The organism is Brevibacillus sp. HB1.4B (assembly GCF_013284285.1).
In the GTDB taxonomy this organism is placed as follows: domain Bacteria; phylum Bacillota; class Bacilli; order Brevibacillales; family Brevibacillaceae; genus Brevibacillus; species Brevibacillus porteri.
On record NZ_JABSUT010000001.1, the window covers coordinates 843650 to 860596 of the forward strand.

Annotated in this window: 17 protein-coding genes and 1 pseudogene; 4 read left to right on the forward strand and 14 right to left on the reverse strand. The window is 42.9% G+C overall.

Features of this window, described 5'->3' with window-relative positions; all coding sequences use genetic code 11:
• Positions 1–31: 31 nt before the first annotated feature.
• A complete protein-coding gene (locus HP398_RS03940) occupies positions 32–1864 on the reverse strand; it encodes a hypothetical protein (RefSeq protein WP_371736713.1) in 1833 nt (610 codons plus the stop codon).
• 261 nt (positions 1865–2125) lie between these two features.
• On the opposite strand from HP398_RS03940, the gene HP398_RS30795 reads away from it, so the two are divergent.
• Both HP398_RS30795 and HP398_RS03945 read left to right on the forward strand, forming a co-directional pair.
• Positions 2126–2374 carry a hypothetical protein gene (locus HP398_RS30795; protein ID WP_254475817.1) on the forward strand — a complete coding sequence of 83 codons (249 nt, stop codon included), beginning with the start codon at positions 2126–2128 and terminating at the stop codon, positions 2372–2374.
• Entirely contained in the window at positions 2344–3357 is a 1014-nt protein-coding gene (locus HP398_RS03945) for a hypothetical protein (RefSeq protein WP_254475819.1), read from the forward strand. The genes HP398_RS30795 and HP398_RS03945 overlap by 31 nt, the downstream gene beginning before the upstream one ends.
• 121 nt (positions 3358–3478) lie before the next feature.
• Here HP398_RS03945 and HP398_RS03950 read toward each other — a convergent pair whose 3' ends face one another.
• From HP398_RS03950 to HP398_RS03970, 5 genes are read right to left on the reverse strand one after another with little or no spacing between them, the layout of a single operon-like run.
• Positions 3479–4414 (reverse strand): DUF4261 domain-containing protein, encoded by a 936-nt coding sequence (locus tag HP398_RS03950; RefSeq protein WP_173621901.1) that lies wholly within the window; start codon positions 4412–4414, stop codon positions 3479–3481.
• Positions 4415–4459: 45 nt separating this feature from the next.
• Positions 4460–5101, reverse strand: a complete 642-nt coding sequence (locus HP398_RS03955) for a hypothetical protein (protein WP_173621902.1) — start codon at positions 5099–5101, stop codon at positions 4460–4462.
• Positions 5102–5133: 32 nt separating this feature from the next.
• Positions 5134–5535, reverse strand: coding sequence for a hypothetical protein (locus HP398_RS03960; RefSeq protein WP_069844923.1), 402 nt, complete (start codon positions 5533–5535; stop codon positions 5134–5136).
• A gap of 32 nt (positions 5536–5567) precedes the next feature.
• A complete protein-coding gene (locus HP398_RS03965; protein ID WP_173621903.1) occupies positions 5568–6026 on the reverse strand; it encodes a DUF2628 domain-containing protein in 459 nt (152 codons plus the stop codon).
• A 16-nt stretch (positions 6027–6042) separates the two neighbouring features.
• Positions 6043–6474 (reverse strand): hypothetical protein, encoded by a 432-nt coding sequence (locus tag HP398_RS03970; RefSeq protein ID WP_173621904.1) that lies wholly within the window; start codon positions 6472–6474, stop codon positions 6043–6045.
• Positions 6475–6624: 150 nt separating this feature from the next.
• Between HP398_RS03970 and HP398_RS03975 the strand changes: the two genes are divergently transcribed.
• The gene (locus tag HP398_RS03975; RefSeq protein WP_173621905.1) at positions 6625–7383 is read left to right on the forward strand and encodes an SDR family oxidoreductase; all 759 of its coding nucleotides are present in this window, start codon (positions 6625–6627) and stop codon (positions 7381–7383) included.
• A gap of 47 nt (positions 7384–7430) precedes the next feature.
• Here HP398_RS03975 and HP398_RS03980 read toward each other — a convergent pair whose 3' ends face one another.
• From HP398_RS03980 to HP398_RS04010, 7 genes are all read right to left on the reverse strand, one after another.
• Complete coding sequence (locus tag HP398_RS03980) at positions 7431–7796, reverse strand: MerR family transcriptional regulator (RefSeq protein WP_017248892.1); 366 nt, start codon at positions 7794–7796, stop codon at positions 7431–7433.
• A 76-nt stretch (positions 7797–7872) separates the two neighbouring features.
• Positions 7873–9072, reverse strand: coding sequence for an MFS transporter (locus HP398_RS03985; protein ID WP_173621906.1), 1200 nt, complete (start codon positions 9070–9072; stop codon positions 7873–7875).
• Between the two features lie 248 nt (positions 9073–9320).
• On the reverse strand, positions 9321–11834 hold the full coding sequence (locus HP398_RS03990) for a hypothetical protein (protein WP_173621907.1): 2514 nt from the start codon (positions 11832–11834) through the stop codon (positions 9321–9323).
• A 558-nt stretch (positions 11835–12392) separates the two neighbouring features.
• Positions 12393–13067 (reverse strand): CsxC family protein, encoded by a 675-nt coding sequence (locus HP398_RS03995; RefSeq protein ID WP_254475821.1) that lies wholly within the window; start codon positions 13065–13067, stop codon positions 12393–12395.
• Positions 13068–13252: 185 nt separating this feature from the next.
• Entirely contained in the window at positions 13253–14128 is an 876-nt protein-coding gene (locus HP398_RS04000; protein ID WP_173621908.1) for a hypothetical protein, read from the reverse strand.
• Positions 14129–14345: 217 nt separating this feature from the next.
• A complete protein-coding gene (locus HP398_RS04005) occupies positions 14346–15005 on the reverse strand; it encodes a helix-turn-helix transcriptional regulator (RefSeq protein ID WP_173621909.1) in 660 nt (219 codons plus the stop codon).
• Positions 15006–15018: 13 nt separating this feature from the next.
• The gene (locus HP398_RS04010) at positions 15019–15633 is read right to left on the reverse strand and encodes a superoxide dismutase (RefSeq protein WP_173621910.1); all 615 of its coding nucleotides are present in this window, start codon (positions 15631–15633) and stop codon (positions 15019–15021) included.
• Positions 15634–15857: 224 nt separating this feature from the next.
• Here HP398_RS04010 and HP398_RS04015 point away from each other — a divergent pair, with 224 nt between their 5' ends.
• Entirely contained in the window at positions 15858–16580 is a 723-nt protein-coding gene (locus HP398_RS04015; protein ID WP_017248900.1) for an EAL domain-containing protein, read from the forward strand.
• A gap of 28 nt (positions 16581–16608) precedes the next feature.
• Here the strand turns inward: HP398_RS04015 and HP398_RS04020 are convergent.
• Positions 16609–16908, reverse strand: a pseudogene (locus HP398_RS04020) (NAD(P)H-dependent oxidoreductase); the annotation flags it as partial.
• Positions 16909–16947 lie beyond the last annotated feature (39 nt).

A 16947-nucleotide genomic window follows, 5' to 3' on the forward strand; every position in this document is an offset into this window, starting at 1 on the left:
CTCATTAAAAACCGAACAAATATTGAAATGGTCAATATAAATTTCGCGTTTTCTTATCTCGATCTTTTTGCTTTCGCAGTACTTCCGCGTACTTTTCGATGGATTCCTGTTCCATGAGCCGACTCAAATTCATCGTCTTCCTTTCCCATTTCTCGATTTGTTCCTCTTCATAAAGTATTTCAATAAATGGTTCGTACAAGCACGGGCTTTTGGTTGCGACAGGATGTTTTCGGTCCACTAAATGAGCCCAACCTAGATATCGCTGGCAAATCAAGTATGCGATGGCGCCTTCATCAGTTTGTAGGAGCGGGTAGTCATGGGATAGCTTTGCCAGAATGCATTCTGTATGATCAGAAGCCAAAGGTGATTCAGAAAGATCTTTTCCTAGACGGCTCTCTAAATGAGTGAATGCAGCTTTCAACGTTTCGTCATTTCTTTTTGCCATACCAAAGCCTCGCTCCACCGTATTCCCGATTTTCTTATCCCATTTCACGCGTTTGATTTGATCAATGGCATACTCTACATTCCGATTTTTCCAGGCTTCAGCTGTTCTGTGATACACATCGAATGGATCTTTACCAGCCCTCGCCTGCCAACTTGAGGGATGAAAGGCGCTGCCACCAACCTCAATAAGTCCATGATCTACACGTATACTTCCTTCGAGTGCATATAGTAAAAGCATAGGTTCATAGATTCGATAGATGTGAGCAGCGATCTCATTCCCTTCTTTGGCACAAGTCATATAGTACAGCGTTAACTTACTAACGGTTTGTGCATGGTTACCCCTCATTCTTGTCACGACTGTATTTTTCTCATCGATATCAAGCTCAGCCGGTACACCTGCTGCACGATAGGGATGAAAGTACAATGGATGCACGTTCATTGGATGAGCTTCGATGAATACGTGGATCCGTCGCAAATATTCATGGAACAGTAAATGATCCACGTTGTTCTCAGCTGAAGTACTTCTATGATGATGGTGATTTGCCAAGCTGGCTATATACGTGATCAGCTTTAGAATCCGTTCATCTCCATTGCACAAAGCAAACTCCAGCAGACTTTGATCAAAATCTTCGATAGGTAGTACAAGCCCAGGAAATTTCAATAAAAAGTCTTCGATTGGTCGCTCTCTTTCGTAGGTTTTCTGCCCCGTGACATACAAATAGATGTCCTTCGCTTCCTTTACCTGGGGAACGGTGATCCTGGAATAATCACAGGTTTTGTATAAACGAGATTGAAAATGAAACATTTCCATCGTATTCTTGACTTCGGCACATTCACGATCATATTGGTAGGAGCAATCAAACGGAAACCCACGCAGAATGGAATAACTGCTAAGACCGAGCTGCGTAAGATCAGCGACTTCCATCGCATAAGCCACCGCATATATTCCACTTCCATTTCGAACATGAACATATAACCGGCCATCATGGCTCTTCCACCACTTTTGATATCCCTGACTCGCCTGCTCAATAAGAATAGGTTTCTGATCTATACTTGAGAGCCAATGCGCAACGCCTGACTGTTCTATCCGTTTTACTACCCATTGTTTTTTCTCTCGCAGCAGGCTGTATTTGACACTTTCACTCTCTAACAGTTCCTCGATATTTTCGGCAATTACTTGAAATTTAGTATAGTGTAGCGTATACAACCTGCCGTCCTCATCTATATAACCAGCCTTACTCAACCGATCATCCATCACATGAAAACAAGCTACCACCATTTGTCCTTCATAATTTAAAACCGCTGGTAATCTGCATTCCTCACCATCTCGATGAGCAAAATCCCCCCATATATCTATGCAAAAACTATTATCGATCTCACCCCCAAATGAATAGCTCAATCCCCCGTACTTTTCCTGCACATCCAACAAAGCGTTAAAGGCTGGAATTCCATGCTGTTGGAGGATTTTTTTTACTTGCTCTCTGTCCGTAATGGTTTCCCTTCTTGTACATTGCCGAATAAAAGCCTTCGCTGTTTCTGACAATTTGTCACCGTCAGGCATATTCGTAGCCTCCTTTCGAGATTTTGGATTTCATTTTTACACGAATGGTAACATTTGTCACAGTTGAAACGTCATAGATTACGGCCCAACTCATCAACCTACTAGAAAGGAATACCTATCGTGAAATTTTCTACCTTATTAAAAACCATGCTCGTTCTGTTCCTCACCTTCTTCTCTACTTCGCCAATCAAGGCCGAAGAGCAGGAAGACCCATTAAATCCACCGCAATTACCAGTGGTGTATCAAAACCTGCAAATCCCGTCTCATTTGACAGAGCCATCTTTCTTTTCACGAAGCAACCACTTTACAAGCACGATTCACCTCCAAAGGCTTACACCATGTCATTGGTTTCACCGTCTGGAAAAGTAATAAAAAGCAATTATCTCGCTTATAAAAGTGAAGTGTACCCGCTCCGAAATGGGTACGGTTATTTTTATAATGGCAGCTTTTTTAAGCATGTGGAATATTTGGTCTACGATAAGCAGGGCAACGTTTCACCGATGGGTACCTGTTGCGATGTTGCTTTCAAGCAAATACATGGGGAATGGTTTACGGGCACGGACTATCCGGGAAACCTGCCGTATCTGTACAATGCCAAAACAGGGAAAATTACCAAGAAGTTTCCGGACGCGGATCATCCATTCTACTTAGCCGAACCGACTACGAAAACGTTTGATCCGTATTACTTGCCCTATGGTGAAATGGTAAAAGACGCAAAAGGGGACGAATACTACAAGATGGGCATGCGAACTATTCACGGAAAAATACTGAGCAAGCCATTTTTCGATGAATATTTCGGGTATGGTGAAGGCTGGCATCGAGTGAAAATAAATGGCCAGACACATTTTATCAGCAATGAAGGCAAAATTATGCTGAAGCCGTCTCGTAACTATAAAGTCGAATCGAATATGCACAGTGGAGCATTCATTGTCTCAGGCAAGCTGGGGAACGAAGAATTTTATGTGCTGATGAATAAAAAAGGACTCATTGCTTCCAAAAAGTATGCGTTTATCCACCCAACACCCGATGGTCACTTTCTGGCTGTGACGAAAGCCAACAAGCAATATACCTTTACCAAAATTAATGCGGCAGATAAAGTCGTCTCACCGCAACAATATGTGCTAAATAAGCCAGAACTAATGAAAGAGCTCAAGCAGACGGGACAATTGTTTCATACTGATTCCCAGATCATTGCGAACACAGCTAACAATCAAAGCTTCAACTTTCCACATCAATTGCTGATCACCCCTACGAATGAGACAGTTGCCATCGAGTACACCATCTCGGGGATCAAGAAGATAGGCGTGTATACACATGACGGCATGCTGATCTACGAGGAGATTATCAAATAAGTAGGTACAGTGAGCCTGGCTTCTCTTAAATTCTCATACTAACAAATAAAAGCACGACAATGCCCTGAAACAGGGGGATGGTCGTGCTTTTTCCTATTAAGTTCCTTGTACTACCAAGTGATTATTCCAATCCAGCAGGCTTTTCCCTTCCATCCAACGGATACCAGCGAAGCACATCACGCGGTGGGCTTGCCAACCCTTCCTCCAGCAAGACACACTTCCAAATTTCTTCACCCGGCCCATCGGTTGTATCTCCGTCATTGATAACAGGACCATTCTCATATACATAGTTCGATATATTCCGCAGGAAACTCGCGACCTCATTCGGATCGTAGGCATCCCCATTAAATACCGCCTCATGATCGATCGCATCCAACTGCTGCATGCCGACGGTATCCATCAAGAGCCATCCTTCTGGAAGATTGAACAACCGGACATTGGACCACAGCTCCAGCGGAAGGAGCTGTATTTGCTCATAGCGTAGATTCAGCTCTTGCATCAGCTCGCCAGACGCGAGGCACTCCCCATTCGGATTAAAAAAGCAAAGGGCTTCTGGCATTTTCATCAGCGACTCAGCAATGGCATTGACAGTCATCAACTCCGGGAGCGCTTCATAATCCGCAGGCAGTACAGGAGCCTGATCGTTCGACTCTCCCAACACGAAAGAAGAACGAATACGGAGAAACGCTTTGTGCTCGGATGCAGCTTGCCGCCCTTCAGGATATCCCCACGACTGCTGAGCTGACCGCTCCAGGCTATTCGAGAACGTAAACGGTCCGAAAAAGCCCATCGACCAAGCGCCAAACAGCATCGTATCTTCTGCCGGGTCTCCCATACTATCCGGCCAAGGCTTATCGACGACGTCGACCTGAATATATCCGTTTACTTCTGGACGATACGGAATAAGCAAGCTAGGACCGCTGAACACCCATTGATCGAACGTTTCCATGATGTCGGCAATTTCGAATTGATCCTTGAGCATGTCTGCTATTTCGTGAATCGGAACCGCCGTTGACAGCAGGACGGCAACCCCTTGAGAATACATACCTTTTGGCATATCGTCATCTTCTTTCCATTGTATTTTTATGAGTCATGGCGTACTTTACGTAACTGTAAATCCAATCGCTTGAAGTTCCTTGATCGCGAGTTCCAGATCAACTTCCGGATTCAGCTCCGTAATCATTTCTTCGGTAATGGTAGTATTTGAAAACGTGTAACCAACTACATCAAGCGAAACCTTCACCTCGTAGTAAGCCTCTGCCCACTCTACATAGTCTTCTGGAATATCATATATCATCCCAAGTAAAAAATCTGATCCGTCATCCAGCCCTTGCGGATTATGTACGTCTCCCGTTTTCCACACGTGATCAGTAGATTCTCGCCATAAGCAAAACGTAACATCCTCTTTGGTAAGCGCTTCGTCATCGAGTCGATGAAGCAAAGCGGGAGGGACTTGCTCATAGATGCCAGGCCAAACCTCGTATTCTTCCCTGGCATGAGGACTCATTTCCGATTCATGATCAAACCCTTTTACAATAACGCCCTCGGGGGTGAACAGGATGTAAAGATCGTCGCCTGCTCCGTTGTTAATGCTCGCGAATGCTGTGTTTTCATCCCATTGTGGAGCGAACTGATATCTGCGCAGCCATTCCTCTTGACACATTAGAATATCCAGAGCACTCAAGACGAGCATGCGCTGTTTTAATACTTCAGGTTGTAGGAAAGTATTTGGCCAACTTTTCATTTGCATCCACCTTTACGATTTAGATACTCCCCCTAATCCCAATCCAAAAAACCTTCCACGGACAACTTTTCCTCCCCGCATTCGGGACAAGTCGGCGAATACCCGTGATCCAGCTCCTTGTCAATCGGTATAGATGGCATTTTCTCTGAACACCGTGGACAATCATAGCTTTGTAAATACGAATCAGTGTCCGACTGCAAGTGCAAATAGTGGGCATTTAGCAGGTATTTGCATTTTTCGCAAACATATAGACCATGGAAGCAGTTATACTTTGTACGATCGTCCTTCATAAATTCTCGGATTCGCTCCTTGCCAGCTGGATCCTCGAACCATTCTTCGATTTCGCTCAAATAACCATATCTGAATCCAACGCCCATGTACACATTTTGGTTGTATGAGCAACGTTCACAATGCAGCTTATAAGCTACACCCATGCTATCTCCCTCCCCATGTGAGAAAATTCTCTTCACGATGTGAGTAGTACATCTAGCAGACTAAAGCCAATATTGACCAACACAACCACAACTACACCGCGAACACTAACGCCACCAAGCTTTCGTGTATCTTCTATATCAAGCATGGCGTTTTTACTGTGCGCTTTTTTTATTTTCCGAACAGCCGACACATAGTATAAAAAATTGCCGGTTAGTCCAAATATCGCTCGTTGAAATAATGCAAAGAGTATGTACACTTCATTAAAAGTAGCATCATCGAGTGCCATTGCACCTAAGGCAAAACCCACAAAGAGGTTCACCAAATAAATAACGGTCGCCCATCCATACATCTTCCGATAGGCAAACCATGCTACGCCAAAAAGTGCTGCTCCCCAATTCCATGAGAGTCCTTTCGCCCGCCAAGCCTCCAGATAGTACTTATGATGGTGGACATAGGCGGACAAGAAATTCAAGGTAAGATGTGTCTCCAAGCTTTCTCCTCCAAAGCTATTTATCTTTATCTCGATCCTCTTTTAATTGACTTATCCATTTTTCTATTTGTTCCTCATCGAAAATGATGATTTGGCTTCCATTCTGAGGTCTGTCCACCCAACATTCTCCGATCTCAATTGCTGTATCGATTGTTTCCTCGTCTGTTTTCGTAAATAAATCTTCTTCATCTGAGCGCCATCTAGACCAGAACAGCCAACACCATTTTGCCATTTCTTCATGGGAAAGTTTACTTGTTCTTGATTTTTCAAGTAGTCGAAGAAGACTCTCTTTGTTGTGAGGAAAATCCTCCAGGTTGATCATGAACACGACAGCCACTTCCATTTCAAATTTGAATCCAAGCCGCAACGCCCACTCATTATACCAAAAATAGCCAAGCCATTCGACTGCAACCCAATTGTTGATGGGATCGTGATATGCATTTTCCATCTACGCAAACAGACACTCGTTGGACGAGCCTAGTGTCTTTTTATGTCTACCTTCTAAATACTGATGCCAAATCTCACTTGACCTTCACATTAGCGTGAACGTTTAGACTACATGCAGAAAGATAACTCATTCACTCAAGGAGGAACAAAAATGAACAACTATACAGGGAAAAAAGCAGTCGTAACTGGAGGGACACATGGCATGGGCTTGGCCGTGGCAAAAGCATTGCTGGCAGGTGGCGCCGAGGTCATCGTCTCTGGTCGCAATCCGAAAAATGCCGAAGAAGCAAAACGTGAGCTGGGCGAACGGGCACATGTTATGATGTCTGATGTATCGAACATGAAGGATGTGCAAGCATTCGGAGACGATGTGGAAAAGCATTTTGGCAAGATCGATTTTCTCCATGTGAATGCAGGCACTTCCATTCTGGAACCGTTTTTGGAAGTCACTGAGGAGACCTACGATTGGATTTTTGAGGTAAATACGAAAGGGGCATTTTTTACCGTCCAACGCTTGGCGCCGCTTATTCATGAAGGAGGTGCGATCGTTTTTACATCTTCTGTAGCAGATGAAGGCGGCTACCCCGGCATGAGCGTTTACAGTGCATCCAAAGCGGCATTGCGTTCCTTGGCCTCCGGGTTTGCGGTGGAGCTGCTAGACAAGGGTATTCGCGTCAATGTCGTGAGTCCCGGTTTCATTGATACGCCTTCCATGGGAGTTGCCGGATTCACAGATGCAGAACGCGCTACCTTCCAGGAGCTTGGCGATAAGGTTACACCAATGAAACGTCATGGTTCATCAGAAGAAGTGGCGAAAGCCGTGCTTTTCCTCGCCTTTGACGCTACCTTTACGACTGGTGCGAGGTTAACTGTGGATGGTGGTATCGGGCAAAACCTACATTCGTTGTAATAAGACGGCCCCGAAGCAGCTGATCACTTCGGGGCCGTGACTATGAACTAGCTCGTAACCTTTTTTCCACGGGTAATGGATATTTGCCTCTCGAGCGTTTTCTTCCACTCCTGGAGTGCCTCAATCTGTTCGTTCACTTTTCTGAGCTTTTGTTCGTAAATCGCCAGCATTTCCTCGCAATATTCGTAATCATCGGGAGATGCTGCTTCCCCTCTGAACAACGTTCTGATTTCATCCGCCGTTAACCCCAGCTTCAAGTACAGTTGAATCATCTTGACGCGCTTGACTGCCGATTCATTGAAATGGCGGTAATCATTTTCTAATCGCTCTGCCTGTAGCAAGCCCTTTTCTTCATAATGACGGATCGACCGGGTACTGACATTGGTTAATTGGGATAACTCGCTTATTTTCACGGAGCAAAGGACCTCCTCGTATGAGTATGCTATCCCCATTATATGCCAGAATGTCAGGTATCCATATCGTTTTTGATTACGAATCTATCATTGTATTTTCGTTGATTTTTGACCTGCTTTTGACGAAAAGCAATGTCGCTCCCATCAGCATCACAACTAATGCTACTACGGCAAAAGGCAGGTGCTTATTCAGCTGGTACAGGCTTGTGCTGAGAATCGGTGCGATGACAGCGGAAATTCCTTGGACCGATGCCACAAGTCCCGCTACGCCTCCTTGCTGTTCACGAGCAACAGCAAGGGAAGCCCCTGCCATAAACCCTGGCATCATAAGCCCAGCTCCAACACCAAACAAGAAAAATGCTACGTAATAGACGATCACATTGATAAAGAAAAGAAAGAGAGCCAAGCTGATTAGTAAGAGCACTGCCCCAAAAAGAATGAGCGATCTTGGTTGCCATTTTGGATTTTTCATTTGCAGTCCTTGTGTGACAATCATCGCTACACCAGAAATCATAAGGCCTACTGATAACATTCTGGCGGTTTCCTTTGTTGTCAAAGACAACTGATCCTGAAAATAAAATCCTCCAACGACTTGTAAGGTGATAATGCTGAGCATCGTTGCCAAACCGGCAAACAAATATAAGGGGAGACCTTTCTGAAAAGGTTTCACCTTGGGAGGTTTTTCGTGAATAATGGGTTTTTGAGCTGGAATCAAGAAGCACACGATACCTAATGCGACAATCGGCAACACTGCACCAATGTATAAAGGCCAAATCAGACCGATTAGCGCAAAGGCGGCAGCAATCGCTGGACCAAGAACGAGACCCATCCCATTGGCTGCACCGATTAAGGCCATTCCTGCCGCTCGACCATTTTCGCTCGTGACATCCGCTATATACGCCTGCGCTGCAGATGGAACCGCTGGGATAAACATACCGATCAATCCGCGTGCCACAATAAGCAATACAACGAGTAGCCCGCCACTGATTACCTGCGATAATCCTGCGTACATAGTCGCTGTGAACAAGACATAACTCACAAACATTCCGAGGAAACCAATGACAATGACCGCTTTCCTTCCTTTGAGATCGCTTAACCGCCCCCAGACAGGTGCCATCACCGCCATTGCAATAGAACCGAGTGAAATAATGAGGCCAGAGTGAATTTCACTGAGGCCTAATTCACGTATAAGCGGCGGCATTACAGGGGCAATAATCATCAACCCCACCATCGCCACAAATACACTCAAAAATATACTAAAACGGATTCGAAACATCGCACATCCTTCTCCTTCCAAAGCGCACGGCTTTTTAATAAAAATGGTAAAAGAAATGCGTGACCGCTACTACCTAAGAACGGAGAGTTTATGCCCCGAAACGGATTTTGTTTGTGGTTAGTCTTGGGAAATAATAAAAATCCATCACGAAGTTCTGAAAAAAAAGATAGCCTTCACCTAACTTGCTTTTGCAAGGTGTAGGACTATCTTTTAAATGGTGCTCTTCTCCAGAAAACATAAGCAAAAGTTTATATGTGAACTCCAGAATTTTTTACATGATAAATAATATTTGATCGTTCTATAGAGTCAATATCAATAGGCGGGAGTAAAATACTATCACCTAGAAGGGTTAACGAAGGAGTTTTTGCGTTAGCTGAATTGGTAGCATTTATATGAAGTGCACTTACCCCGACATAAGTTCCATCAACTATTTCATCCATTAATTGGCTGTCTGTAAGGATAACTTTATTAGAAGTGACATTTCCTGTTGATTCAATATTTACATTTCCACTCGACATAGAAATAGATTCACTTACATCTAAAATTTCATCCATTAATTCACCATCTGTTATGAGAACCTCGCTTAGTTGAGACCCCTTTTTGTCGAAATTTCCTGTATCATTTATAGAAACATTAACGCTACTTCGTATACCATTAGCTGCATCTACTATCTCATCAACTAATTCACCACCAATAATTTCAAGTTTATTTCCAGAAACTTTAGCCGATGAGGTCATGGTAAGATCCATAACCGTATTCGTAAAATCATCCTCAATATCCACAGTTTCATCAATAAGTTCACCTTCGATAATTTTTACTTCTTCACAATCTATATTACTAGTATTGTTCAGATTTATTTTTATGGTAGACGCATTAGAAATTTCACTATCGATTACCTCGTCAACTAATTCACCTTCTTCAATAAACAACTGTTTCCCATAAAAATTGGAAGAATCATTAAAATTTATTTGAATATTCGAAGTATAATACCCCTCACCGTCTAAGGTTTCATCAATTAACTCACCTTCATAAACAGATAATAGGGGACTAGTAACATTTGAAGTCCTTAATAAATTTACATGTACAGTTGAAGTATACATATTTTCCATATCAAGCATTTCATCAATAAGTTCACCATCTTTTACTTCTACCTTAGTCAGTGCATTAACGTTTCCAGTATCAACAAATTTCACTTCAATTTCACTAGAATTAATGTCTTCAGAGTCAATTAATTCATCGATTAATTCACCATCCATAATGGTAATTGATTTGGATGATACGTTGCTAGAATTTTCAATATTAAGATTTATTTTGCTATTCGAGATGACTCTACCATCTACAATTTCATTAATTAATTGCCCTTTATATATACTGAGTATTCCCATATTTTTCCCTGATTTCGATTTAATATTAGCGCTATTGTTAATATTCACATTAATCTCTTCAGAGTTAATAGTTGTGGAACCTGAATCAGAAAGTACATTTATAACACTTTCAATCAAACTTCCACCCCCAATATGTAATGTAGAGTCATTATTAGCTAAAGTAACATTTGCTGAATTATTGATATTTACGTTTACACTACTTTTAGAAGCAATCGTCCCAATTATTAAATCTTTAATGAAAGCAGGCTCTATAGAAGTTGTATCTTCAAGAAGATTATCATTTTCATCGTAGTTTTTTTCTCCTACAATAAGAGTATTGAAAAGTTCTACATTGGCGCTATTATCAATATTTATCGTAACTGAGGCGCCTTCCCCTATATTTCTAATTAAACTAGGGATAAGTGAACTTGAGTCTGTATCAAAATGAAAATTATCAAATGTTGAATTTTTATAGTTTGAAATAGAAATGACTATATTTGAATTTGGTTCTATATCAATTGGTGTTGGTGAATGAAATGGAGTTTTTTCGCCACCATCTTTTTGTATATAAATGCCCTCATACCTATTACTCATTGAACTGAGTCTAAGCGAGGGAGAAGGGATAGGCAGTTCTTTATCATAGGTTACGTTTCCAGAGCCAGTTTCTTTAAGAATTAAGTTCCCAACTCTTTCAACATTTATATCACCGGATCCATCATCAATAATAACTTTTTGTGTAACATCTTTAACAGTTATATTACCAGCATCATTTGTAATATCAACATGACCATGGACTCTGCTAACATGAACATCGCCGGATCTATCTGCTATTTTTATGGAACTATTCATATTTCTTAAGTCAATACTACCAGAGCCATCCTCTATATCTAATGTTTGATTTGAGCTTGGAGCATCCAAAAGGTTACGATTATTGACTTTTATATTCCCTGATTTGTCTTTTATTGATAAATTACTAGTATTTTCAATATAAATGTCTTCTTCATTATCCATAATAGATACTTCTCCAGAAAGATCATATAATTCAAGGATGCTTTTTTTATCAACAATTTCGATATTTAAGTAGGGTGGCAAAGTAATTAATAAATCGATTATTTCTTTTTTTTCAACCTTTCGATTTATTGATAAATATGCTATATCCTTATCTTGCGTTAAATTAAAGTCTATATTATTAGGATTATTGATAGTTGTTAAATGAGCATCTATAGAACTAGCATTAGGAGTGCCTCGAATCGTAAGTTTGTTGATTGAAGAATGAATAACCAATTTTGTTATATTGTTTTGAGATATAGGCAATTGTTTGGCATAGGTAAGATCTGGAGTGATAAAGATAGAAGTCAAAAATAAGATAATAAGAAGAAAAAATGAGATTTTTTTCATAAAGCCCCTCCTGGTAAAATTTGGTTTTTAAGTAATTATATAATTAAATGTGTAAGATGAGGGGTATAAAGTTGTTAATTTTAAGAATAATCACTCTTTAGACAAAGAAACATCCCTGCTGAGACGGCAAACTTCAACCCATGCAGCGTGATGGAGCGGACCATTGCTTTCGATGTTACGCCTTGATCATTCAGCCTGTTTTCAAGCAACCATGACTGCTGCTGGACAGGCTTGACACCAACTGCACCAACTGTAATCAGGTAGCCTACTTCATTCTGTGATTGTGATGCCGCTAATGAGGCTACCCATGCCCCGTTTCGGCTTCTTGTCGATACTTTTCCCGTTCAGAAGAGTTGGACCCGTGTACCAACACAATTGCAGGATGTTTACCTGAAGCATTCGGAATCAGAAGCGTACCTTCCAATACCGTTGTTCCGCTTGCATTCTGACGTACTGAAGTGCTTTGTTCATTGGGTCACCCTTCCTTTCCATAAAAAAAGAGACTACCCAGTACCATTATCGCTTCTGGATAGTCTCATAGGTTCTATGTTGTTTGTACTACCATTTTTTCTTAGGAGGACAAGGTGGCGGAAATGTCGGTTTTGGTGGGGGTGTTGTTGGAATAGGAACTTGTTGATCTTGCAAAACCTTCAGACCAATACGCAGGACGATTTTTTCACGAACGGTCGAGAATGTTCTGGTTGTGTCTTTGCAACGTTTACTTTCCAAACCGATGTCTAATTCGGTGAATTCCGTGAATAACAGCTCACAAAACGGTCTCTCGTTGTAAACTTTTCGATTGCCGAACAAACCTACGTTAATCTTTGCCGCATGACCCGATTTATTCAAATATTCGCCGTGTGACTCAAAATCTGGTGCCAGTTGCAAAGTCGGTCCTGTAGCCGGAAAGGTCAGATCCGTACAGAAATCGAATGGAATCAGCGCCGTTGTATGCCGTACATCACCGCATACAGCAGTTCCCGTTGCTTGATCGACTGTGGTGTACTCGATATGTTTGCGAATAAAACCACTAACAAACAACTTTGCAGACAACGGGCTGAATGTGGGAACTAGCTCACATTGCTCTAGAATGACACTCTTTAATACCCGAACGATCTCCAGTGCAGGCTTCTCCAAATGGACATTAGCCTCCACACATACGACAGCAGCCGTTTCTGCCAACGTTACAGGTACTTTAATCGTTTTAGGAAAAGTGGTTTCGGTTGAAGCCATTCCAAACATACGGGCGTTTTCCACCCTGCAGCTATTTTGCGTAACTTCAGTTTGGCCACATTTGCAGCCATCACCATGTATACCCATTTTTACTCACTCCTTTATTAGCCACCTACTCTCTTTATATTATATGGACTAGATTCAACATGGATTTGGCTAATGCCAAGCGTTATCGGCCCTTTTTTCTAGAACAGACTGTTTACCTTCTTCGTTATGTATGGGGGCGGAACGGGAACCAGCTGCTTCCGATACCACCATACACGACCGCTAATGGTTGCCAAGCCGCTGAACCCCTTCCATCCTGATTGCGAATGGGTGAGCGGATCTGCCGTGATGTTGATTTGCCAGTCCCCCGTTTCTACCCATCTATTGGTCGGACAAGCTGGAGCTGTAAGGAGAATGGCACTTGTTCCTACATTTTCTTTGGGCAAGGAAGGTCGTAATACTGTGGAGGTAAAGGGAATGCGAATCGTTTCATGCTCTACTTTTTGCGAATGGACAGTGAACCCCAAACCCTTGATTTCCACCTCACCTGACAGCCAGACAATCTTTTTGCTATCATCGTGGCGAACGTGTTGGACATCGATCTTACTTTGACATTCCATCTCTTTCCAATCAAGCTTCCAGGGCACGCGTAAGGAATGGACCCATTCTACGTCCCAAATTTCTTCTAGGAAAGCAACCTGCATGAACGATTGACCCGCCTTTTCCACGTAGACTACCTTTGCTTGAATCAGTTCTTGCTGAGGTCTGTTGTTTTCTTGCATAAGATCCTTGGCATCCATGGAGGTGGGAGAAGTGGACTGTGGTGTGACTTGTTCAGTAGCTGTCTGATTGACCGGAGTCCGGGGCGCATGGTTTCGTTTGCCCTTCGGTTTCTTGGAGCGATACAATTTCTGCTTATCCATGGCACCTACCTGACGCTGCATCTGTTCCTTCGGTGCGACAAAGAGGAGCGGGAGTGATGCACTCGACTTTTTCAAGGTGCCTCGATGGTTAAGAATTGGCTTTCTATTCTTAGGATTTTTCTTGTCAATCGGCATGTCCTCACTCCTTTCCATCCAAATACTCCTCCCTTTATCCATACGTGATCGCCCGTCAGGTTGTATAGACACTTGCCCTTTCGGTAAACAATTCGTCTTCCCATGACAAAAAAGAACACCCCTCTCCCTAAAACCCGAGAAAGACGTTGCCCCGCCTTGCCAAAATGATGAATTACCGACCGCCCCCTTGCTTACAAGAAAAAGACATCCGCCCATGTAACGGATGTCTTGCTCACTACGATTCTTCATGGCTGAGCTTATCTTTTATCAGGTAACGGCATTTCACTTGTCCTTCCGCCATACACGAAGTGCGTTCTACATGCGCGTCTACTAGCGACTCAAACAAGGAGAGCTCGCATTGACATGCTTGGCGATAGCCAATGGCTACTTGTAGGAGAGGACAATTTGCTTCTTCGAGCGTATACAAACCATCTCTGATTTTTTCCAAGTGAGGCATGTATCCTTCTTCCTTTTGTATGCTCGCCAACGTTTTCACTCGCTGGTCAAAACCTTGACCTCTCATTATCTCTCGATAGGTTTGCAGCATCCGCGCCTTTCGCATCTCAAATAATTGATCGACGAAAGTTTCCCCATACAAATCCTGAATACCCGCCACCATCTCTGTAGCTAAATCGCTGTAGTGACGCGGAAATAATTGTTCAGCAGTATTCGTTAGATGATACACATAGGCTGGTCTGCCTGTTCGTTGGCGAACGATTCGAGATTCGATATACCGTTCCCTATGCAAAACATCTAAATGCTTACGCACCGCGACTTTAGTTATGACGAGATGCTTTGACAGTTCCTGTACACTAACCGAACGGCGCTTCTTAAGCAACACCAAAATTTCTCGACGTTTTTCCTGTTCTTGAAAATAGACCGCATGTCTGTTCATGGCTGGACCTGCCTTAGCGGATTGCTTCGTTATACAAACGATTGACTTCCTCCCAGTTGACCACATTCCACCACGACGAGACAAAATCAGGGCGTTTATTTTGATACTGCAAGTAATAAGCATGCTCCCACACATCTACGACCAATATCGGCGTTTTGTTCTCCATAAAAGGAGTATCCTGATTGGGCGTGCTCGTCACTTCCAACTTGTCTCGGTTGACAACGAGCCATCCCCAGCCTGAACCGAAACGACTGACAGCTGCTTTTGTCAATTCATCCTTCATTTCCTCAAAACTTCCGAAATACTTGTCGATTCCTTTCGCAATATCCCCTGTTGGTTTCCCTCCGCCAGTCGGACTCATGATCGACCAATACAAGCTGTGTCCATAATGCCCACCCCCATGATTTCGAACTGCCATGCGAATGTCTTCCGGGATATCCTCCAAGTTACTGATTAGTTCTTCGACCGAAGCATTCCTGAACGGCGAGTAGTTTTCTAGCGCCTTGTTTAAGTTGGCCACATACGTTGCATGATGCTTTCCGTGATGAATTTCCATCGTTCTCGCATCGAGGTAAGGTTCCAGCTCATCATAGCGATATGGCAGTTCCGGTAACGTAAAGGCTTCCATTTCCTATTTCCTCCAATCTTGATTGTCGGTTACAAGCCTAGTTTACAAGATGAAAAATATTTTGTACACATCCAATTTTGTTTCCTTGATGCAAAACTTAATTGTGCATGATGCTTGCATTGCAAACAACACCGCAATATTGTAAAATATCGACAACTTATCTTTCCTTAAGGAAACAATTTTTCTTCAAGTCAAATCTTTGGTGCAGGAAGGAATATGATTCCATGAACGTTGTATTGGCAAAGGAACCGCCATATCCTGTTTTTCAGCCCCTGGTGCATCTGACGACAGGGCAATTTTTCGGGTACGAAGCACTTCTTCGATCCTCTACACGCCACTCACCAGCATTCCTTTTTCGAAAGGCTCGTGCAGAAGGACACTTGTATGAATTGGATACGTTGTCGATGAAAACAGCAATTGAATCATACTTTACGAGTGTGACTATTCACGATCATGTCCCGCTCTTGTTCATCAATGTGTTTCCTTCTACGTTGTTGAATCCTGCTTTCCTATCGTTTATTACCGAGGGCTTGTTTGGGTCGTGGAACAGTCGAATTGTCTTGGAGATTAACGAGGCCAATGAAGAAGACAAGATGTGGGAGATAAGATTGTTGGGACAAAAAATACGTGAGCTGCGTCAGCATGGATTCCTGATCGCATTAGATGATATCGGCTCGGGTGCCGCGTCATTAAAAAAGATTGTGGAGTATGAACCAGATATCGTTAAGCTCGACAGGTACTTCGGCAAGCAATTGTCCTCCATGCCGAATAAGCAAAAGCTCGTCTCGCTTTTCGTCCATTACTGCCAAGATCAAATGCAGCTGGTACTGGAAGGAATCGAGGAGCCGGAAGACTTATCTGTCGCTTTGGCACTTGGCGTACCTGTTGGTCAAGGGTTTTTGCTGGGGCACCCAGAACCACATCAAGCCATACAAAAAAGACGATGAAAACTTTCTCATCGTCTCTCGTGTCTGATTATTTTCCTACCGGCTCCATGGAAGCGTTCAGTGCATGAGCCACATATTCTTCTGCACTGTGCTGAATTTGTTCATCCGAAGCCCCCAATACCCCTTGGAACAAGAATGGTTTCAAGAATTTCATTCCCGTTAAATTCGCCATCGCATGCAGCGGTTTGATCAGTTCGCTGATGGAATAGTAGTTGTATCCTTCACGTTGATAAGCGTCCTCAGGTCCACCCGTAGAAATCGCGAGGAGAAGCTCTTTTCCATGCAGCTTGTCTCCTTCAGATCCGTAAGCCCAACCATACGTCAACACAGCAGAAGGGGCAGGACACTGTCAACGCTCCTGCTCCTT

Excerpts from the sequence above, each read along its gene's own strand:
- HP398_RS03945 (WP_254475819.1), top strand. The coding sequence starts at position 2,344 with ATGTCATTGGTTTCACCGTCTGGAAAAGTAATAAAAAGCAATTATCTC.
- HP398_RS03950 (WP_173621901.1), bottom strand. The coding sequence starts at position 4,414 with ATGCCAAAAGGTATGTATTCTCAAGGGGTTGCCGTCCTGCTGTCAACG.
- HP398_RS03955 (WP_173621902.1), bottom strand. The coding sequence starts at position 5,101 with ATGAAAAGTTGGCCAAATACTTTCCTACAACCTGAAGTATTAAAACAG.
- HP398_RS03960 (WP_069844923.1), bottom strand. The coding sequence starts at position 5,535 with ATGGGTGTAGCTTATAAGCTGCATTGTGAACGTTGCTCATACAACCAA.
- HP398_RS03970 (WP_173621904.1), bottom strand. The coding sequence starts at position 6,474 with ATGGAAAATGCATATCACGATCCCATCAACAATTGGGTTGCAGTCGAA.
- HP398_RS03975 (WP_173621905.1), top strand. The coding sequence starts at position 6,625 with ATGAACAACTATACAGGGAAAAAAGCAGTCGTAACTGGAGGGACACAT.
- HP398_RS03985 (WP_173621906.1), bottom strand. The coding sequence starts at position 9,072 with ATGTTTCGAATCCGTTTTAGTATATTTTTGAGTGTATTTGTGGCGATG.
- HP398_RS03990 (WP_173621907.1), bottom strand. The coding sequence starts at position 11,834 with ATGAAAAAAATCTCATTTTTTCTTCTTATTATCTTATTTTTGACTTCT.
- HP398_RS03995 (WP_254475821.1), bottom strand. The coding sequence starts at position 13,067 with ATGGCTTCAACCGAAACCACTTTTCCTAAAACGATTAAAGTACCTGTA.
- HP398_RS04000 (WP_173621908.1), bottom strand. The coding sequence starts at position 14,128 with ATGGAAAGGAGTGAGGACATGCCGATTGACAAGAAAAATCCTAAGAAT.
- HP398_RS04005 (WP_173621909.1), bottom strand. The coding sequence starts at position 15,005 with ATGAACAGACATGCGGTCTATTTTCAAGAACAGGAAAAACGTCGAGAA.
- HP398_RS04010 (WP_173621910.1), bottom strand. The coding sequence starts at position 15,633 with ATGGAAGCCTTTACGTTACCGGAACTGCCATATCGCTATGATGAGCTG.
- HP398_RS04015 (WP_017248900.1), top strand. The coding sequence starts at position 15,858 with ATGAACGTTGTATTGGCAAAGGAACCGCCATATCCTGTTTTTCAGCCC.